This window comes from Zobellella sp. DQSA1 (assembly GCF_041950555.1).
Lineage (GTDB): Bacteria > Pseudomonadota > Gammaproteobacteria > Enterobacterales > Aeromonadaceae > Oceanimonas.
In genome coordinates this window covers 509,756-529,586 of record NZ_CP169531.1, presented here as the reverse complement: position 1 = coordinate 529,586, position 19,831 = coordinate 509,756, and the positions used below count along the sequence as shown (strand labels likewise).

The 19,831-nt window shown below is 59.3% G+C and carries 18 protein-coding genes; 3 read left to right on the top strand and 15 right to left on the bottom strand.

All coding sequences use genetic code 11. The features are described 5' to 3' along the window. The first annotated feature begins 61 nt into the window (after positions 1-61). Positions 62-454: a type IV pilin protein gene (locus ACEVBK_RS02585; RefSeq protein ID WP_375057056.1), complete on the top strand. Its 393-nt coding sequence runs from the start codon at positions 62-64 to the stop codon at positions 452-454. A gap of 77 nt (positions 455-531) precedes the next feature. Here the strand turns inward: ACEVBK_RS02585 and ispH are convergent, their stop codons facing one another. The 6 genes from ispH to murJ all read right to left on the bottom strand — a co-directional run bounded on the left by ispH (position 532) and on the right by murJ (position 7,811). Then, positions 532-1,476, bottom strand: coding sequence for a 4-hydroxy-3-methylbut-2-enyl diphosphate reductase (ispH, locus tag ACEVBK_RS02580; RefSeq protein ID WP_375057055.1), 945 nt, complete (start codon positions 1,474-1,476; stop codon positions 532-534). A gap of 1 nt (position 1,477) precedes the next feature. After that, positions 1,478-1,924, bottom strand: coding sequence for an FKBP-type peptidyl-prolyl cis-trans isomerase (gene fkpB / locus ACEVBK_RS02575; RefSeq protein ID WP_375057054.1), 447 nt, complete (start codon positions 1,922-1,924; stop codon positions 1,478-1,480). After that, positions 1,921-2,409 (bottom strand): signal peptidase II, encoded by a 489-nt coding sequence (gene lspA / locus ACEVBK_RS02570; protein ID WP_375057053.1) that lies wholly within the window; start codon positions 2,407-2,409, stop codon positions 1,921-1,923. Before lspA ends, fkpB begins: the two co-directional genes overlap by 4 nt. Then, positions 2,409-5,234 carry an isoleucine--tRNA ligase gene (gene ileS, locus ACEVBK_RS02565; RefSeq protein ID WP_375057052.1) on the bottom strand — a complete coding sequence of 942 codons (2,826 nt, stop codon included), beginning with the start codon at positions 5,232-5,234 and terminating at the stop codon, positions 2,409-2,411. Before ileS ends, lspA begins: the two co-directional genes overlap by 1 nt. A 5-nt stretch (positions 5,235-5,239) precedes the next feature. Beyond that, complete coding sequence (gene ribF, locus ACEVBK_RS02560; protein ID WP_375057051.1) at positions 5,240-6,187, bottom strand: bifunctional riboflavin kinase/FAD synthetase; 948 nt, start codon at positions 6,185-6,187, stop codon at positions 5,240-5,242. Between the two features lie 67 nt (positions 6,188-6,254). Next, entirely contained in the window at positions 6,255-7,811 is a 1,557-nt protein-coding gene (gene murJ, locus ACEVBK_RS02555) for a murein biosynthesis integral membrane protein MurJ (RefSeq protein ID WP_375057050.1), read from the bottom strand. Positions 7,812-8,008: 197 nt separating this feature from the next. On the opposite strand from murJ, the gene rpsT reads away from it, so the two are divergent. Beyond that, the gene (gene rpsT / locus ACEVBK_RS02550; protein ID WP_094039150.1) at positions 8,009-8,269 is read left to right on the top strand and encodes a 30S ribosomal protein S20; all 261 of its coding nucleotides are present in this window, start codon (positions 8,009-8,011) and stop codon (positions 8,267-8,269) included. 115 nt (positions 8,270-8,384) lie between these two features. Here rpsT and ACEVBK_RS02545 read toward each other — a convergent pair whose 3' ends face one another. From ACEVBK_RS02545 to rppH, 8 genes are all read right to left on the bottom strand, one after another. Next, positions 8,385-8,684, bottom strand: coding sequence for an ArsR/SmtB family transcription factor (locus tag ACEVBK_RS02545; protein ID WP_375058500.1), 300 nt, complete (start codon positions 8,682-8,684; stop codon positions 8,385-8,387). A 28-nt stretch (positions 8,685-8,712) separates the two neighbouring features. Continuing rightward, entirely contained in the window at positions 8,713-9,657 is a 945-nt protein-coding gene (gene nhaR / locus ACEVBK_RS02540; RefSeq protein WP_202083155.1) for a transcriptional activator NhaR, read from the bottom strand. A gap of 89 nt (positions 9,658-9,746) precedes the next feature. After that, entirely contained in the window at positions 9,747-10,943 is a 1,197-nt protein-coding gene (gene nhaA / locus ACEVBK_RS02535; protein WP_375057049.1) for a Na+/H+ antiporter NhaA, read from the bottom strand. Positions 10,944-11,391: 448 nt separating this feature from the next. Then, positions 11,392-12,582 carry a Na+/H+ antiporter NhaA gene (gene nhaA / locus ACEVBK_RS02530; protein WP_375057048.1) on the bottom strand — a complete coding sequence of 397 codons (1,191 nt, stop codon included), beginning with the start codon at positions 12,580-12,582 and terminating at the stop codon, positions 11,392-11,394. Between the two features lie 180 nt (positions 12,583-12,762). Further along, positions 12,763-13,557 carry a thymidylate synthase gene (thyA, locus tag ACEVBK_RS02525; RefSeq protein ID WP_375057047.1) on the bottom strand — a complete coding sequence of 265 codons (795 nt, stop codon included), beginning with the start codon at positions 13,555-13,557 and terminating at the stop codon, positions 12,763-12,765. Further along, positions 13,554-14,372, bottom strand: coding sequence for a prolipoprotein diacylglyceryl transferase (gene lgt / locus ACEVBK_RS02520; RefSeq protein ID WP_375057046.1), 819 nt, complete (start codon positions 14,370-14,372; stop codon positions 13,554-13,556). Before lgt ends, thyA begins: the two co-directional genes overlap by 4 nt. A 97-nt stretch (positions 14,373-14,469) precedes the next feature. Next, a complete protein-coding gene (gene ptsP / locus ACEVBK_RS02515) occupies positions 14,470-16,728 on the bottom strand; it encodes a phosphoenolpyruvate--protein phosphotransferase (RefSeq protein ID WP_375057045.1) in 2,259 nt (752 codons plus the stop codon). A gap of 26 nt (positions 16,729-16,754) precedes the next feature. Further along, positions 16,755-17,267, bottom strand: a complete 513-nt coding sequence (gene rppH, locus ACEVBK_RS02510; protein WP_202083168.1) for an RNA pyrophosphohydrolase — start codon at positions 17,265-17,267, stop codon at positions 16,755-16,757. Between the two features lie 677 nt (positions 17,268-17,944). On the opposite strand from rppH, the gene mutH reads away from it, so the two are divergent. Beyond that, entirely contained in the window at positions 17,945-18,622 is a 678-nt protein-coding gene (gene mutH / locus ACEVBK_RS02505; protein WP_375057044.1) for a DNA mismatch repair endonuclease MutH, read from the top strand. Here mutH and ACEVBK_RS02500 read toward each other — a convergent pair. Continuing rightward, a complete protein-coding gene (locus tag ACEVBK_RS02500; RefSeq protein ID WP_375057043.1) occupies positions 18,612-19,778 on the bottom strand; it encodes an MFS transporter in 1,167 nt (388 codons plus the stop codon). The two genes, mutH and ACEVBK_RS02500, sit on opposite strands and share 11 nt — an antisense overlap. Between the last annotated feature and the right edge of the window lie 53 nt (positions 19,779-19,831).

Here is a 19,831-nt window from a genome sequence, read left to right as displayed (position 1 = left end):
CGAAAAACGCAGTGTGGGTTAAGCTTGATCCAAGGAATGTTTTTCGACAAGGAAGAAGCGCATGGCAGGGAGACAGGGCTTCACCCTGGTAGAGTTGATGATCACGGTGGCGATACTGGCGATCATCACCGCCATCGCCTACCCCTCATTGTCCAGTTACCTGATAAAGAGCAAGCGTACCGAGGCGATCCAGGCGCTCTACCGGATGCAGTTACAACTGGAGGAACTGCGTATCTCTCACCCGACCTACGACAAGGCCGCTGACAACCTGATCAGTCCCACCGAAAACGCCCACTACAGCTTCAGCGCCTCGGCTTCCGGCGCCGGCTATACCCTTACCGCCACCGCCAAGGAGGGCTCCAGCCAGCAAAACGACAAGGAAGGCGGCATCCCTTGCAGCGAGCTGACCCTGGATCGGGAGAACAACAAGACGCCCGGCGAATGCTGGCGTTGACTTAAGGTGGGGGAAAACCGGGAGCGGGCCAGATGCCGATGGTCGCACCATCGGCATCTGGCGGGTGACGCAGGCGATCAGGAAACCGGTTTGACCTTGAGTTCGGCCGGGACTTCAAAGACGATGTTTTCTTCCCGTCCCGGGTGTTCCACCACGGAGCGTCCCCCCAGTTGCCGCAGGTGATCGATCACCTCCTGCACCAGCACTTCGGGTGCCGAAGCCCCGGCGGTGACCGCCACCCGGGCCACGCCGTCGAGCCAAGTGCCATCGATCATTTCGACACAGTCGATCAGATGGGCGCGGGTGCCGACTTTCTCGGCCAGTTCGCGCAGGCGATTGGAGTTGGAGGAGTTACGTGACCCCACCACCAGCATCAGATCCACCTTGGCAGCCAGCTCCCGCACCGCGTCCTGGCGGTTCTGGGTGGCGTAGCAGATGTCGTCCTTGCGCGGCCCTTCGATGGTAGGGAAGCGCAGCCGCAGGGCGTCGATCACATCCGAGGTTTCGTCCACGCTCAGGGTGGTCTGGGTCACGAAGGTGAGGTTATCCGGGTGTTTGACCTCGAGCTGCGCCACATCGGCCGGGCTTTCCACCAGGTACATGCCACCCTCGGTGCTTTCATACTGGCCCATGGTGCCCTCCACCTCCGGATGGCCGGCATGGCCGATCAGGATGGTTTCAATGCCTTTCTTGCTGGCCCGGTGCACCTCCATATGCACCTTGGTCACCAAGGGGCAGGTGGCGTCGAAGACCTTGAGTCCCCGCTTTTTGGCCTCTTCCCGCACCGCCTTGGACACACCATGGGCGGAGAAGATCACGATATTGCCGTCCGGCACCTGGTCCAGCTCATCCACGAACACCGCGCCCGCATCCTTGAGCTTGTTCACCACATAGCGGTTGTGCACCACCTCGTGACGCACGTAGATGGGCGCCCCGAATTTTTCCAGGGCGCTCTGCACTATGCTGATGGCCCTGTCCACACCGGCGCAAAAACCGCGAGGATTGGCGAGTAAAATATCCATGTCAGGCTCCGGGTTGATCGACGGCCAGGATCTCCACCTCGAAGGTCACCTGATGACCGGCCAGGGGATGGTTGAAGTCCACGGTGACCGAATCCCCGGCCACACCGCGTACGATGCCGGGAATTTCGGCGCCGTTGGGCTGGGTAAAGGACAGGATGGCGCCTTCCTCCAGCTCCATGTCGGCAGCGAAACGGCTGCGTTCCATATGATGGATATTGTCCGGGTTGACCGCCCCGAAGGCGTCATCCGGTCCCAGCTCGAAGCTCTTCTTGGCACCGGCTTCCAGCCCCAGCAGGCAGGCCTCGAAGTTGGGGGTCAGGCTGCCGTCCCCCATCTGCAGCTTGGCGGGCTTGCCATGCAGCTGGGTACTGTCGGCCACCGAGCCGTCTTCCAGCTTGATGGTGAAGTGAAACAGCACCTCGCTGCTCGGACCTATCTGTTTGCTCATTGGGGGCTGTCCTTCCTGAAACTGTCGATGATGATCATGGCGGCACCGACGAAGATAAAGCTGTCGGCCAGGTTGAAGGCGGGCCAATGCCAGTTGCCCACGTAGAAGTCGAGAAAGTCCACCACATGGCCAAGCGCCAGGCGGTCGATCACGTTGCCGATGGCACCGCCGATGATCAGCGCATAGGCCGCCGGCAGCCAGCGTGCGCTCCTGGGTGCCTTGTACATCCAGATGCTGAGCAATATGGTCACGGCGAAGGCCAGGCCGGCGAAGAACCAGCGCTGCCAGCCGCCCTGATCGGCCAGGAAGCTGAACGCCGCGCCCGGGTTGTATACGTGCACCAGGTTGAAGAAGGGGGTGATTTCCACCCCCGGATAGCCGTAGTCCAGGTAAGACACGGTGAGCCACTTGGTGACCTGATCCAGCACCATGGCCACGATGGCCAGCCACCACCAGCGCAGTCCGGTATCGAACAATGACTTCATCAGGCAAACCGGCGAACTTCGCCGTCTCCCGCCACATTGGACACGCAGCGACCGCAGATGCCGTCGTGGCCCTCATGGCTGCCTACATCGTCCACATGGTGCCAGCAACGGCCGCACTTGTCGGCGCCACTCTTGCTCACCCCGACTTTCAACCCGGGCACCTCGGTCTCGGCGGCGCCTTCGGCCTCGGCCAGCGGCTTGACCACCGCCCTGGAGGTGAGCATCACGAAGCGCAGTTCGTCCTCCAGCCGGCTCAGCCTGGTGGCCAGGGCATCGTCGGCAAACAGGGTGATCTCGGCTTCCAGAGCAGCCCCGATGACCTTATCGTTACGGGCGGTTTCCAGCGCCTTGTTCACCGCCTGCCGTACCTTCAGCAGCTCGGCCCAGTAGGCATCGTTCAGTTGCTCGCCTTCGGCCAGGCCGAAGAGGCCGTCATAGAACTCCTGGGTGAACACGAAGCGATCCCGCTCGCCCGGCAGCAGGGCCCAGATTTCGTCGGCGGTAAAGCTCATGATCGGCGCCATCCAGCGCACCAGGGCCTCGACGATATGGTACAGGGCGGTCTGGCAGGAGCGGCGCGCCTGGCTGTCGGCCTTGGCGGTGTACTGCCGGTCCTTGATCACGTCCAGGTAGAAGGAGCCCATTTCCACCGAGCAGAACTGCATCAGCTTCTGGGTCACCTGGTGGAAGTTGTACTCGTCATAGGCCTTGGTGATCTCCTGCTGGATAGACTGGGCCCGGCCCACCGCCCAACGGTCGATTACCACCATGTCTTCCGGTGCCACCATATCGGTGGCCGGGTCGAAGCCACTCAGGTTGGCCAGCAGGAAACGGGCGGTATTGCGGATGCGGCGGTAGGCGTCGGCGCTGCGCTTCAGGATCTCGTCGGAGACGGTCATCTCGCCGGAGTAGTCGGTGCTCGCCACCCACAGCCGCAGTATGTCGGCACCCAGCTTGTTCATCACTTCCTGGGGGCTGACCACGTTGCCGATGGACTTGGACATCTTGCGGCCCTGGCCGTCCACGGTAAAGCCGTGGGTCAGTACCTGGCGGTAAGGAGCATGGCCCTTCATGGCGGTGGAGATCATCAGCGACGACATAAACCAGCCCCGGTGCTGATCCGAGCCTTCCAGGTACATGTCGGCGGGGTAGCCCTGGAATTCGGGGCGTACATCCACCACGGAGGCGTGGGTAGAGCCGGAGTCGAACCACACGTCCAGGGTATCCAGCACCTTCTCGTACTGGTCGGCCTCCTCACCCAGCAGTTCGGCGGGATCCAGATCCCACCAGGCCTGGATACCGGCTTTTTCCACCCGTTTGGCCACTTGTTCCATCAGCTCGGTGGCGCGGGGATGCAGGGCCTGGGTGTCCTTGTGCACGAACAGGGCGATAGGCACCCCCCAGGTACGCTGGCGGGAGATACACCAGTCGGGGCGGTTTTCCACCATGGCCTCGATACGGCTCTGGCCCCATTCGGGTACCCACTGTACCTTGCGGATTTCGCTCAACGCCTGGCTGCGCAGCCCGGCCTGTTCCATGCTGATGAACCACTGGGGCGTGGCGCGGAAGATAATGGGCGTCTTGTGGCGCCAGCAGTGCGGATAGGAGTGGTTATAGGCTTCGTGGTGCAACAGGGCACCGCGCTCCTTGAGCACCTCCACCACGGCGTCGTTGGCCTTGAACACATGCTGGCCGGCGAACAGTTCGGTATCGGGCAGGTAGACACCGTTGCCGCCCACCGGATTGGCCACTTCCAGGCCGTACTTCTGACCGACCACGAAGTCTTCCTGGCCGTGGCCGGGGGCGGTATGCACGGCGCCGGTGCCGGAGTCGGTGGTTACGTGCTCGCCCAGTACCACGGGTACATCGTAATCGTAAAACGGGTGGCAAAAGCGCTTGAGCTCAAGCGCCGCCCCCTGGCAGTAACCCAGGTTGTGGTAGTGGGCGATACCGGCGCGGTCCATCACGTCCTTGACCAGGTCGGCGGCCAGGATCAGCCGCTCGGGGTGTTCCCCTTCCACCTGAACCAGGGCATAGTTGAGCTCGGCATGCAGGGCCACGGCCCGGTTGGCCGGAAGGGTCCAGGGGGTGGTAGTCCAGATCACCAGCGACACCGGGCCCTGGCCTCCATGACCATCGGCACAATCGAAGCTGGCCACGGCGGCGGCTTCATCCGCCGCCCGGAAGCGTACGTCGATGGCCGGGGAGCGCTTGTCTTCGTATTCCACTTCAGCTTCCGCCAAGGCCGAACCGCAGTCGGTACACCAGTGCACCGGCTTGGAGCCCTTGTGCAGGTGGCCATTGTCGATGATCTTGGCCAGGGAACGGATGATGTTGGCCTCGGTGTCGAAGTTCATGGTGAGGTAGGGATTGTCCCAGTCTCCCAGCACTCCCAGGCGGATGAAGTCGGTTTTCTGTGCCTCGATCTGTTCCTTGGCGTAGGCGCGGCAGGCCTCGCGGAATTCGGCGGCGGAGACTTTCACGCCGGGCTTGCCAACCTTGCCTTCCACTTTCAGTTCGATGGGCAGGCCGTGGCAGTCCCAGCCGGGAATGTAGGGGGAATCGTAGCCCAGCAGGCCCTTGGACTTGATGATGATGTCTTTGAGGATCTTGTTGACCGAGTGACCGATATGAATGCTGCCGTTGGCGTAGGGAGGACCGTCGTGCAGAATAAACGGTTTTTTGCCGTTCTTGGCGCGACGTACCGCACCGTACAGGTCCTGCTCATACCAGCGCTTGAGCATTTCCGGCTCGCGCTGAGCCAGGTTGCCGCGCATGGGAAACTCCGTTTCGGGCAAATTCAGGGTATTTTTATAGTCGCTCATGGATCCTACATTCCGTTCGGTTCTGATGGCGCCAGCCCGAGCCAGTGTCGGGCGGCGGCGGCATCGCGTTGAATTTGCTCCTTTAACAGCGCAAAGGAAGCGAATTTTTGCTCGTTCCGCAATTTATGGCGGAGCTCTACTTCCACCTGCCGACCGTACAGATCGCCGGCAAAGTCAAACAGGTGGACCTCCAACAGGGCGCGGGCACCACTGACGGTGGGTTTGTGACCGATATTGGCCACCCCGGGGTAGTGCCGGCCGTCGAGCAGCAGCTCCACCGCATAGACCCCGGACACCGGTATCACCTGGCGTTTGAGCGCCACATTGGCGGTGGGGAAGCCGATGGTCCGCCCCAGTTTGGCGCCATGGGCCACCCGCCCGCACAGGCTGAAGGGACGGCCCAGCATCTGGGTGGCGTCATCCAGTCGATCCTGCGCCAGTGCCTCGCGGATCAGAGTGCTGCTGACCCGTTGACTGTTCATCCGCCAGCTTTGCGTACTGACCACGTCGAAGTCGAAGGCTCGCCCGGCACGGGTCAGCAGTTCAAAATCCCCGCCCCGGTTCTTGCCGAAACGAAAGTCGTCCCCCACCACCAGGAAGCGCACCCCCAGCCTGTCTACCAGCAGACCGCGGATAAAATCATCCGGTGACTGGGCGGCAAAGGCGCCGTTGAAACGCACGCACAGCAGGCGGTCTATCCCCAACCGGGCCAGATGCAGGTATTTTTCACGCAACCGGGTCAGCCGCGGCGGTGCCTCGGTGCCGGTAAACAGCTCTTGCGGCTGGGGCTCGAACACCATGACACAGGCCGGCACCTTCAAGCGACGCGCCTGCTCGGTCAGGCGGCGCAACACCGCCTGATGCCCCAAATGCACACCATCAAAGTTACCGATGGTCAGCACACAGCCACGATGCCATGGTTTGATGTTGTGAATGCCGCGAATAAGCTCCATAGATCCCGCTGCCGGCCCCTGCAAATCGGCGGATTATACCTCAGCCGGCCTTAAGGATCAGCCTTTGCTACCCGGTTTTGAAGTGCTTAATCCGAACCCCGCCCAACAGCAACAGGACACCGTAACACAGGGCACCGGCCCCGATATAGCCGAACAGATGCAGACTGCTGCTCAGCAGACCCCACCCGGCCCATACCGCCAGCGGCGGCGACAGCCACCATAACAGCCCCGCCATGCCACTGCCGGCCAACGCGACCTTGATGGCAAACAGCCAGGTTTCCCTGCTGGGATGGTATACCCCGCGCCGATGCAGCCCCCAGGCCAGCAGCCCGGCATTGAGTATGCCCGACAGGGCCGTGGCCAGGGCCAACCCGACATAACCGAGGGGGAAAATCAGAATGGCGTTGAACACCATATTGGCCACCATGGCGATGATGCCGAAACGCACCGGCGTCTTGGTGTCCTGGCGGGCATAGTAACCCGGCGCCAGCACCTTGATCAGCATAAAGGCCTGCAGCCCCAGGCCATAGGCCACCAGGCTCTTGCCTGCCGCCGAAACCTCTTCCATACCGAATTCGCCACGCATGAACAGCACCCGCAACATGGGCTCGCTCAACACGATCAGTCCCAGCATGGCGGGAAACCCCATCAGCAGCACCATGCGCACCCCCCAGTCCATGGTGGCGGCGAAGCCGTCCCTGGCATCATCCACATGGCGGCTGGACAGGGCCGGCAGGATCACGGTGGCGATAGCGATACCAAACAGCCCGAGTGGAAATTCCAGTAACCGGTCCGAATAGTACAGATAACTGATGGAGCCGGTGGCCAGGAAAGAAGCCAGCATGGTGTCGAACAGCAGGTTCACCTGGCTGACCGATACCCCGAACAGGGCCGGGATCATCAGGGTACGGATTTTCACCACTCCCGGGTGGTACCAGGCCCAGCGCGGCCGTACCAGCAGATGCAAGCGGGCCAGGAAGGGAAACTGGAACAAAAACTGGAGCAACCCGCCGGCAAAGACGCCGATGGCCAGCCCCAGCTCGGGCTGGGCCATTCGCGGAGACAGCCAGAACGCCGCCGCGATCAGCGCCACATTGAGGAACACCGGGGTGAAGGACGATACCGCAAACTTGCCGAAGGTATTGAGAATGGCGCCGGCCATGGCGGTGAAGCTGATAAACCACAGGTAGGGAAAGGTGATTTTCAGCAGCAACGAGGCCAGTTCGAACTTGTGTGCCTCGGGCCCGCCCTTCAGCCATTCCATAAACCAACCCGCGCCGAACAGGGCGGTAACGGCACCCGAGCCGATGATGCCCGCCAGGGTCACCAGGGTCACGATCAGCCCCAGGGTGCCGGACACCGCCGCCAGCAAGTCCTGGGTATCCTTGAAACTGCGGGTCTGCTTGTATTCGGTCATGACCGGCACGAAAGCCTGGTTGAAGGCGCCCTCGGCAAACAGCCGGCGCAAAAAGTTCGGAATACGGTTGGCAAAGAAAAAGACGTCGGCCGCCGCCCCGGCCCCCATCAGGTTGGCGATCACCACATCACGTACCAGGCCCAACACCCGGGAAACCAGGGTCATGGTGGACACAATCAGCCCCGATCGTAGAAGCGCCTTGCTCAAAATGAAAACCTCGTGGTAAGAAAATTGCTGAATGCAGGGGAATGCTGCTAGAATCCGGCCGACAGTTTAACCCCCTGCCCTGTGCCTGGCCACAGGGCGGTGTTTATTTGCACAAATCAATTGACAATCAGCGGTGAAAAAGGCATATTCCTCGGCCTTTTAAGAACACTCGCTAAGACAGTTTTAGGAGTTTTACCTTGGCTAATATTAAATCTGCTAAGAAACGCGCGATTCAAGCAGAGAAACGCCGTAAGCACAACGCCAGCCGCCGCTCCATGGTGCGCACCTACGTCAAGAAAGTAGTTGCTGCCATCGCTACCGGTGACAAAGCGAACGCTCAACAAGCTTTCAACGCCGCTCAGCCGCTGCTGGACCGCATGGCTACCAAAGGCCTGATCCACAAGAACAAGGCTGCTCGTCACAAGAGCCGCCTGAACGCCCAGATCAAGGCTCTGTAATCGAGACTTGCTCCAAGCGCTAAAAAAACCGGCCTTGGCCGGTTTTTTGTTGCCTGCTAGACGGTGACACCGGGGCGTCAAGCAGAACACCGAAGTCGTGTGCATCCCTCACGCCTTACCCCTCACGGCAGTAAAGCTTGTGCAGCAGGGCGATCACTTCCCGTACCTCTTCGCTTTTCAGCGAATAAAAAACGGTTTGCGCCTCTTTCCGGGTTTGCACCAGATCGTCGTTGCGCAGAATGGCCAGATGCTGGGACAGCGCAGACTGGCTCAGGCCCAGGTGCTGGTTCATCTCCCCCACCGACAATTCCTTGTCGAGCAAATGACACAAAATAAACAGCCGGCGCTCATTGGCCAACGCCTTGAGCAACTTGACCGCCTGGGTGGCGTTGGCCTCCATTTCTTCCATATTCAATGCCATCATGGTGTCCACATTCAGATTTTCAACTCAGTTCACTGTCAAAGGTTGCCGGAGGCGTAACCGCGGAAAAATCGTCCAGTCCGGAGAACAGCGAGGTGAAGTCACTCTCGCACAACCGTTTAACCGCCGGGTGCTGGATCATCCGCTCGGCAAAAATGACATAATACTCTTCCTTCAATTCTTCCACCCGGCCAATTTCGATTACCGGCTGGTACTGCAGAATCGCATCCCGGTAAATGGCCGGGGCGACAAAAATCCCCTGATTGAAAAAACCGAAGGCCTTCATCAGGGCCGCATCATCAAACTCTCCCAGGATCTGTGGCTTGAGCCCCTGCACCTCCAGCCAGTGACGCAGTTGTCGTCCCATGGCGGTACGTCGCCCCGGGATCAATAACCGCCGCTCCTCCAGACAGGCGGGAAAAGGCCGGGTAGGCAAGGGTTCGCGGCAGTAGAAACCGATATCGCACTCGCCCAGCTTTTTGGACAACAACCCCGCGTGCTGGGCCGAGTCCACCGGACAATCGGACAGTATCATGTCCAGCTTGTGCTGGCTGAGCTGCTCCAGCAGCATCTCGTGGGTGGACTCGTAGCAACGTAGGTGGATGGAGCCGTCGTTGGGGATCACCGACAGCAACACCCGGCTGGCCAGGCGCTTGGACAGGGCATCGGCGATACCCACCTCGAACACCAGGTGGTCTTCCTTGCGATAGTTGACGATATCCAGCATCTCGTAGGACAGGCTGAACATGCGATCCGCATACTGGAATACCAGTTGCCCCAGTTCGCTCGCCTCCAGTTGCCGGCCCTTGCGCTTGAACAGCTTGCCGCCCAGGCGCTGCTCCAACTGACGGATCTGCCCCGTCACCGTCTGGGGAGTCAGGAACAGGGCCTCGGCGGCCTTGGTCACCGAGCCCTTCTTCTGGGTCATCCAGAAATAATACAGGTGGTTGTAATTCAGGTGTGACAAAGCACCATCTCCCATGGATTCAGGCCCCATCATAATGAAAGCGGCCGGGTTTGAATACCCGGCCGACAGGGCAAAGCAGTCACAGCCCTTCAGACCAGTTGCGTGTACACCTGCTCTTCATGTGCCGGCACTTTTTGCGGCAGCACCCATTTCAGCATCAAGTAACCGGCAACGGCCGACATGCTGGATCCCATCAGAATGCCGAGCCGCGCCAGGTTGGCCAGTTGGGCCTGCTCGGCAAAGGCCAGCGACGAGATAAAGATGGACATGGTGAAACCGATGCCGCACAGCACCGACACCGCGAAGATCTGCCGAAAACCGACGCTGCCCGGCAACTGGGCGTAGCCCAGGCGCACCGCCAGCCAGCAGAACAGAAAGATCCCCATGGGCTTGCCCACCAGCAGCCCCACCATGATGCCAAGGGGCAGGGACGAGGACAAAGCGGTGAACGACAACCCTTCAAGTGACACGCCGGCGTTCGCAAAGGCGAACAGCGGCAGTATCAGGAAGGCACACCAGGGGTTGAGAAACTGCTCCAACTGCTTGGACGGCGAGAAACGATGGCCGTAGAGCGGGATCAGAAAACCCAGTATCACTCCAGCCAGGGTGGCATGGAAGCCCGACTTCAGCACCGCCACCCAGACGATCCAGCCCAACAATAAATAGGGCACCAAGTTGCACACTCGGGCCCGGTTCAGCCACATCAGGCCGACAATGCCCAGGCCGCCTGCCAGCAATGCCGTCAGATCCACGCCATGGTTGTAAAACAGGGCAATGATGATAATGGCCCCCAGATCATCGATGATCGCCAGGGCCAGCAGGAACACCTTGAGATTGAGCGGCACCCGCTTGCCCAGCAGCATCATTACCCCCAAGGCAAAGGCGATATCGGTGGCAACCGGAATAGCCCAGCCGCCCTGGTTGGCCGGCTCGCCGAGATTCAGCAACATGAACCAGAGCGCGGGAAACAGCATGCCACCAATGGCGGCCAGCACTGGGAGCATGGCCTTTTCGCGGGTACAGAGCGCCCCCTCCACCATCTCCCGCTTGACCTCGAGTCCCACCAGCAAAAAGAATACCGCCATCATGCCGTCGTTCACCCACAGCAGCAATGGCTTGTCCAGATTCAATGCGCTGATGCGCAGTTGGATACGGGTATTGAGTAATTCCTGATAGACACCGGCCAGAGCGGTGTTGGCCATCAGCATGGCGATCAGGGCGGCGATGATCAGCAGCATCCCGGCAGCCGATTCCATGGCCAGAAAGCGTTTAAGCACATGAGACATATTTGAGCTCCTTCTCAAAGAACAGGCCCGAGTGCAATCAGCTTGTTACAGAGGCAGTAATCGGTTTTTTCTAATCAACACCTCGGGAAAAACGAACCAAAGAGCAAAACGACTCATCAATGCCGATGTAATCGAAATATTAAACTCAAGTAAAGCTTTATTGAAAAACAAAAATCCGTCAAATGGCTACAGGTGCTTTTATATGAGGGTGAGGATAATAATCCTCCAGAATAAAATCCTAATTAACATATTCAAACAGTGATGCCGGGCGGCGTGCCAAGCGTATTCTGGGTAAAGGTCTTGGCTCGCGGCCGAGCTGCAGTCGGGCCTGCTCCAGATGGTTGCAATTGAGCTGTGACAAAGCACCATCTCCGATGGAGACAGGGCCCATCATAATAAAAGCGGCCGGGCTTCCATGCCCGGCCGCCTGCTGGATCACGCCGGCAGCTCAGACCCGAACCGACTCCCCGGCTGTCGCCGGTCGGGCCCGAGGCAGGGCCAGGTGCAGCATGGCGTAGCCGATCAGGGCCGCCAGGGTCGAGCCCAGCAGTATCCCCAGTCGGGACAGGTTGGCCAAGTCGGCGTGGCCGCCGAAGGCCAGGGAGGTGATGAAGATGGACATGGTGAAGCCGATGCCGCACAGCACCGAGACCGCGAAGATCTGCCTGAAGCAGACGCCTGCCGGCAACTGGGCGATGCGCAGCTTCACCGCCAGCCAGCTGATCAGGAAGACCCCCATGGGCTTGCCCACCAGCAGTCCCATTATCACCCCCAACGGCAGGGCGGAGGAAAGATCGCCCAGCGACAGCCCCTGCAAGGACACGCCGGCATTGGCGAAGGCGAACAGCGGCAGGATCAGGAAGGCACACCAGGGATGCAGGGCATGCTCCAGCCGCTTGGAGGGAGAGCCGCCGGCATGATAAAGGGGCACCAGAAAGCCCAGCAGCACCCCGGCCAGGGTAGCGTGGATACCGGATTTGAGCACCGCCACCCAGACCACCAGCCCCAGCAGCAGGTAGGGAGCCAGGCTGCCGACCCGGCTGCGGTTGAACAGTAGCAGTCCGACGATGGCGAGCAGGGCTATCCCGAGAGGAGGCAGGGAGAGGCCATGGCTGTAGAACAGGGCGATGATGAGGATCACCCCCAGATCGTCGATGATGGCCAGCGCCAGCAGGAATACCTTGAGGCTCAGGGGCACCCGCTTGCCGAGCAGGGCCATCACCCCCAGGGCGAAGGCAATGTCGGTCGCGGCGGGAATGGCCCAGCCGTTCTGGGTCAGGGGATCGTCGGCATTGAACAGCAGGAACCAGAGGGCCGGAAAGACCATGCCGCCGAGGGCCGCCAGGGCGGGAAAGATCGCCTGCTCCCGGCGGGACAGAGCTCCTTCCACCAGCTCGCGCTTGACCTCAAGGCCGATCAACAGGAAGAACAGCGCCATCAGGCCATCGTTCACCCACAACAGCAGCGGCTTGTCCAAATCCAGGGCGCTGATGCGCACCTGGACCCGGGTATCGAGAAAGGAGCTATAGAGATGGGCCCAACCGCTGTTGGCCAACAGGATCGCAGCCAGGGCCGCCAGGATCAGCAGGATACCACTGGCCGATTCCATGGCCAGAAACCGCTTCAATACGTTTGACATAGATGAGACTCAAAGACTCGGAATAATCCGAGTCTAATCAGCTCATCTGGACAGGAGTAATCGGTTGTTTCTGCTTGAAAGATCGATAAAACCGATCATTTTTACAATTAAACACTACTATATCCGATATAAAACAGATCCTGCCACCAACTCCAACATTGTTAACAGTAAAAATACCGCTTAAATGGCCACAGGCGCCTTGATATGGGGATGCGGTTCATAACCGTCGAGAATGAAATCCTCGAACGCATAAGCGAACAGGGACTCGGGCTTGCGGGCCAGGCGCAGGGTCGGCAGCGGCCGGGGCTCACGACTCAGTTGCAGCCGGGCCTGCTCCAAATGGTTGCGGTACAGGTGCACGTCGCCCCCGGTCCAGACAAAGTCACCCACCTCCAGCCCCGCCTGCTGGGCCAGCATATGGGTCAGCAGGGCGTAGCTGGCGATGTTGAAAGGCAGCCCCAGGAACACATCGCAACTGCGCTGGTAGAGCTGGCAGGAGAGCTTGCCGCCGGCCACGTAGAACTGGAACAGGGCATGGCAGGGCGCCAGCGCCATCTGCTCCAGCTCGCCCACGTTCCAGGCCGAGACGATAATGCGGCGGCTGTCAGGATTGTGTTTGATGGCATCCAGAGCCTGGCTGATTTGATCGATTACCTTGCCATCCACCCCCTGCCAGCTGCGCCACTGGTGGCCATAGACCGGGCCCAGATCGCCGTTGCCATCGGCCCATTCATCCCAGATGCGAACCCCATGCTGCTTGAGGTAGCCGATATTGGTATCCCCGTTCAGGAACCACAGCAGTTCGTGGATGATCGATTTCAGATGGCATTTCTTGGTGGTCACCAGAGGAAAGCCTTCCCGCAGATTGAAGCGCATCTGATGACCAAATACCGACAGGGTGCCGGTACCGGTGCGGTCTTCTTTTTGCTCGCCCTGATCCAGAATGTGCTGCATCAGCTCCAGGTAGGCTTTCATGCGGTTTTTTCTCCGTTGGCAAACCAGTGGGAACGGCGGCAGGCCGCCCATATCATGATAAGACCGGCCACCATCATCGGCATCGACAGCAACTGTCCCATGCTGAACAGGTTGAGATAGAGGCCGAGGTGGGCATCCGGCTCGCGCACGAATTCGACCATAAAGCGGAACAGACCGTAGCACAGCAGGAACAGGCCGGACACTACGCCACGCGGAGCGCGCAGGCGCCAGGCCAGGTTGAGAATGACCAGCAGTACCACCCCTTCCAGAGCGAACTGATACAGCTGGGACGGATGGCGCGGCAGTTCGCCCGCCGCCGGGAAGATAATGCCCCAGGGCACCTCGGTGACCCGGCCCCACAACTCACCGTTGATAAAGTTGCCGATGCGGCCGGCGCCCAGGCCGAAAGGGATCAGCGGGGCGATAAAGTCGGAAACGGCAAAGAAGGTTTTCCTGTGCTTGCGGGCAAACAGCCAAAGCGCAGTAATGACCCCGACCAGGCCACCGTGGAAAGACATGCCGCCGGTCCAGATTTTGATGAGGTAGAGGGGATCGGCCAGGAAGGTATCGAATTGATAGAAGAACACATAGCCCAGGCGACCACCGAGGATAACCCCGAGAAAACCGTAAAACAGAACGTCGGACACCTGATCCCTGGTCCAGCCGGAGCCCGGCTGCGCCGCCCGGCGGTTGGCCATCCACCAGGCAAAGACAAACCCCAGCAGATACATGAGTCCGTACCAGTGGACCGCCAGGGGACCGAGCTGTATGGCGATGGGATCGAACCCGGGAAATACCCAGTGGCTTGCTGACATGCAGTTACCCCGTCAAAAACAAAAGCGGTATTGTGCATGCAATCGCGCCAATCTAAAAGCAGGAACTACGACTCGAAGGTCTATCGCCGAGGGAGACCTATCTGCCGGCGCGCAGCAGCCCGCCCAGGCCCCGCTCTTCCAGGTAACGACCGAAGACGCCCTTGAAAGCGCCGGTATGCTGATGGCTCAAGGCTTCCTGCAACACTTTTTGCAACTCATCGGTGCGGGACTGGCGCACAATGTACTTGATACGCATGATATTGCTGTTGTTCATGCTGAAGCGGCGATAGCCCATGGCCAGCAGTACCAGCACCCCGACCGGATCCCCGGCCAGCTCACCGCAAATGGAAACCGGCTTGGCATAGCGACGGGCCGCGTCGATGATCTGCTGCAAGGCCCGTAATACCGCCGGGTGCATGGCATCATAGATATCCGCCACCCGGCCATTGTTGCGATCCACCGCCAGCAGATACTGGGTCAGATCATTGGTACCCACCGACCAGAAGTCCACCAGTGGCGCCAGCTCCGGCAACTGGTAAAGCAGTGAGGGCACTTCGATCATCACTCCCAGACTGGGGTAGCGGATCACTTCCTGCTGAGTCGCGGTCTCGGCAGACACCTCGCGCCAAGCCCGGTCCAGCAGCCGGCGGGCCACCCGTACCTCGTCCAGGTTGCCGACCATGGGCAGCATGATCGAGAGATTGTCCAGCCCCTGACTGGCGCGCAGCATGGCCTTGAGCTGCACCAGGAAGATCTCGGGATGATCCAGGGTCAGGCGGATACCACGCCAGCCGAGGAAGGGGTTTTCCTCGACGATGGGAAAATAGGGCAGTTGCTTGTCGCCGCCCACGTCCAGGGTCCGCATGCACACCGGTTTGCCCACATAGCTGGTCAGCACCCGGCGATAGTTGGTAGCCTGCTCGTGCTCGGAAGGAAAGCGATCCCGCATCATAAAGGGGATTTCGGTACGGAACAGCCCCACCCCATCGGCGGCATCATTCATGGCAATATCGGTATCGGCGCTCAGGCCCGCATTGAGCAACAGGGACACCGTGACCCCGTCCAGCGTTACCGAGCGCTCGTTGCGCACCGTGGCAAACAACTCGTCCATCTGCGCTTCTTCGGCGATCAGCCGCCGGTATTCACGCAGCACCGACGCCACCGGCTCGACCAGCAACTCGCCACTGTAGCCGTCGACGATCAGCGTACGCTCTTCCAGCAATTCGAAGGAGTGATCGATGCCCATCACCGCAGGGATACCCATGGCCCGGGCCAGGATGGCGGCATGGGAGTTGATGGAGCCCTTCGCCGACACAATACCTTTCAACTTGCCGCGAGGGATCTCGGCGATCAGGGTGGCGCTGATCTCATCCGCCACCAAAATAACAGGCTCCGCCAGGGGCACAGGGCCTTCATCCTCATGGATCAGCCGAGTCAGCAGTCGCTGTCCCAGATCGCGGATATCCGCCGCCCGTTCCCGCAGATAAGGATCGGACATGGTCGAAAACTGGGCGATTTGCTTTTCACAGACCCGCTTGACCGCACTGCCGGCGCGCCAGCCCCGCTCAATCTCTTCTCGGATCAAGCCGATAAACACCGGATCCTTGAGGATATACTGGTACACCTCGAACACCGCAACCGACTCGCTGGCCTGGGACTCCTTGAAGCGCAGGGCCATGCTGTCGAGTTCATCCTCAACCTGGACCAGGACCTTGTCGAAGCGCGCATGCTGCACGCTCGGATCATCCGCCTTGCGCTCCGCTATCTGGTCCAATTCGACCTTGGGGCGCCACACCCAGGCGCGACCGATGGCCACGCCGGGAGAACCGGCCAGGCCACGCAACATGCCGTGCCAATTGGGGGACTTGAGGTTGCCCTTCGCCTCCGCATGGGCAATCACCGTGGCCAGTTGGGAAGCCAGGGTTACCAGGAAGGACTCTTCCCCCTCCTCGAACAGCCGTACTTCTTTTTGCTGCACCACCAGCACGCCCAAGGCCTTACGCTGGTGAATAATAGGCGCGCCCAGGAAAGACTTGAAGGCATCTTCATGGGCTTCGGGCAAGTATTTGAATTTGGGATGGTGCTGGGCATCGGCCAGGTTGATCAGTTCTTCTTTTTCACCAATCAGACCAACGATTCCTTCCCCCAGCGGAATTTTGGCATGCCCTACCGCTTCGGCCGCCAGGCCGTCGGTAGCAGCAAGCAGGTAAGCCTGTTCCAAATCCTGGCGCAGGTAAATGGAGCAGCAATCGACCTTCATGGCTTCACGGGTCTTCCTGACCAGTTCGGTCATGGCTTCGTTAAGATCGGAGCTGGCCGTTACCCGCTGAACGATTTCTCGCAATTCCTTTAACACTGCCGCCTACTCCTTTGTCGATCCGGCTATCGGTACCGTTTGCGCCCGTCTTTACGGCCTTGCTCCGCCATCACAATGGGGGCAAATTCCCTCAGCACCCGTCGATACACTTCCCGTTTGAAAGACACCACCTGCCGCACCGGATACCAGTAGCTGACCCAGCGCCAGTCATCGAACTCGGGATGCCCGTGGCAGCCAAACTCGATGTGTGATTCATGATCCGAATCCAACCGCAACAGAAACCATTTCTGTTTTTGACCTATGCAGACGGGATTGCTGTCCCACCGCACCAATCGCTTGGGTAACTTGTACTTGAGCCAGTGGCGGGTTACCGCCAGCAGGGTCACGTTTTCAGGCCTGAGCCCTATCTCCTCGTACAACTCCCGGTACATGGACTGTTCTGGTGTTTCACCATCGTCCACCCCACCCTGGGGAAACTGCCAGGAGTGTTGCCCGTAGCGTCTGGCCCATAACACCTGGCCTTTGCGATTGCAGATCACTATGCCTACATTGGGACGAAAACCGTCGCCATCTATCACGCAATCACCAGACTAATAAAGCTAACATGAGGATGATTGTTCCATATTCCCCTATTTCCGGCAAATGATGCTGCAGAAGAGAGGATGGCAACCCATGTTGAATAACTTGGTTTTTTGTCAATAGTTATAAACAGAAAAAGGATCATATGGCGATCTTTTTCCCCCAAATCATGTGGATAAGCTTGTGGCAAAAGTTGTATAGCTTATTGATCATAAACGGGACGTCATTTTCACCACTGTGATAAACATCGAAAAAAAACAATTAAATACAAAAAAAATCAAATACTTAAATAATAAAAAAAGGATCTTCCTGGATCTTTGCACAGCTCGGGCCATCACGGTCGCTATGTTAATAAGTCTGATAGCTCAAAGATCAAGCACCGGCAACTTATCCACAGACACGGGGTGAACCAGAGGTTAACAGCAGGAAAAAAATCCTGCTTTTTGACTTTATGCGGGCCGTAAAAATCGATCCTGTGGCTTTCCATCCAGTTATCCAGTATTTCTGTGGATAAGGCTGTGCAACAGCATGTTTATACTCAGGTAAAACCGGTATATCATCTCCTCAGGGTAAAAAACACCAAAGGCAAAACATAATTACATTTAAAATCAACAATTTAAAAAAATAATCAGCGTAGATACCACCAGCGCCCCCAATCCCGGAGAGTGATTAAATTTTGAACAAACCCGTATCCCGCCCTTCCTCCATCGACGCCCTGGTCACGCGGGCCGAGCAACTGGCCGGCCTGCCCTTGGGCGAACTGGCCCGGCGTCTGGTGATCGAAGTCCCTCCCCACCTGCGCCGGGATAAGGGCTGGATAGGGCAACTGCTGGAGCTGGCACTGGGTGCTTCGGCTGGCTCCAAGCCGGAGCAGGATTTTCCCGAACTGGGTGTCGAGCTGAAAACCCTCCCCATCGATAGCAACGGCAAACCGCTGGAAACCACCTTTGTCTGCGTGGCACCACTGACCGATATCGCCGGTCTGCGCTGGGAATACAGTAATGTACGCAATAAGCTGTCCCGCGTGCTGTGGATACCGGTGCTGGGTGAGCGCGGTGTCGCCCCCGCTGACAGGATCATCGGCCAGCCCTTGCTGTGGGAGCCAAGTGAAGAAGAAGAGCGATTATTGCGTCAGGATTGGGAAGAAATCATGGAGCTGATAAGCCTGGGACGAGTGCGGGAGATCACCGCTCGCCACGGCCAGGTGCTGCAACTCAGGCCCAAGGCCGCCAACGGCCGGGCCCTAACCGAAGCGGTTGGCCGGCAGGGGCAACCGATCATGACACTGCCACGCGGCTTTTACCTCAAAACCGGCTTCACCGCCGCCCTGCTGGCCCGCCACTTTATGCTGTAACCGAACCTTCTGTTTTCAGCCGCCAGATCAGCAGTGCCACCAGCAGGATCCAGGGGATCGCCATCAGGTTCAGCCAGCCCCATCCCAACAGCAACACCCCTTGACCGGCAAACAGGCTGCCCACGGCAGCCGCGCTGAACACCAGGAATTCATTGACGCCCTGCACCTTGGCTTTTTCCGCCGGCTGGTAGCTGAAGGTCAGCAAATGGGTGGCTCCGATAAAGGTGAAGTTCCAACCAATCCCCAGCCACAACAGACCCCACCAGTAATGCCAGAAGCCCTGACCGGACAGGTTCACCAGCACGCTCAGCAGCAAGGCGCCGCAGCCCCAAAGGATCACCCTCTGGGTAGAGAAACGGCGGATCAAATGGCCGGTAAAGAAAGAAGGCACGAACATGCCCAACACATGCCACTGGATCACCAGGGCGGTATCGGCGAAACCATGCTGCTGATGATCCATCGCCAGCGGCGTGGCGGTCATCAGCAGCACCATGACGCCGTAGCCGATCATGCCCGAGGCTACCGCAGCCAACAGCAGCGGCTGGCGGAACAGCTCGCCATAGGAGCGCACCGACTCGCTTTTGTTCACCGGTGTCGTCTTGGGCAGGGGCAGCACCAGGATCAACAGCAGCGCCACCATATAAAGGCCGAACAGGCCGTAGAAAGCACCGCCGTAAGGATTGACCTCGTACCAGTCCCGGGACCAGACTGCCAGATTGGGACCTATCACCGCCGCCAGTACACCACCGGCCATGACCAGACTGATGGCTCTGGCATGGAATTGGTGGGCGCAGGACTCAAGGGCGGCAAAGCGATATTGCTGGCCCACCCCGATGGCGATACCGATCAGAAAAGTACCCAGGGTAAACCCGGCCAGACTGACCTGCGCCAGTCCCTGCAGGGCGACCCAGGTACCGAGTAAACCGATTAGATTCCCCGCGACAAAGCCGGCCTTGCGGCCCAGTCGCTGCATCAGGTAGGCGGCGGGCAGGGTCGAGAGGATCAACCCCAGGAACTGGCAGGCCACCGGCAAGGTGACAAGCCAGGGGTCCACGGCCAGGTACTGACCGATCAACGCCGACACCGATACCAACAGAATATTACCCGAGGCAAGCAAAGCCTGGGCGATGGCCAGACCCCAGACAGTAATGGGCATTGAAAAACCTGCAGGATCAATGAGAAAGCGTAATACTAACCAGTATTTTGCTG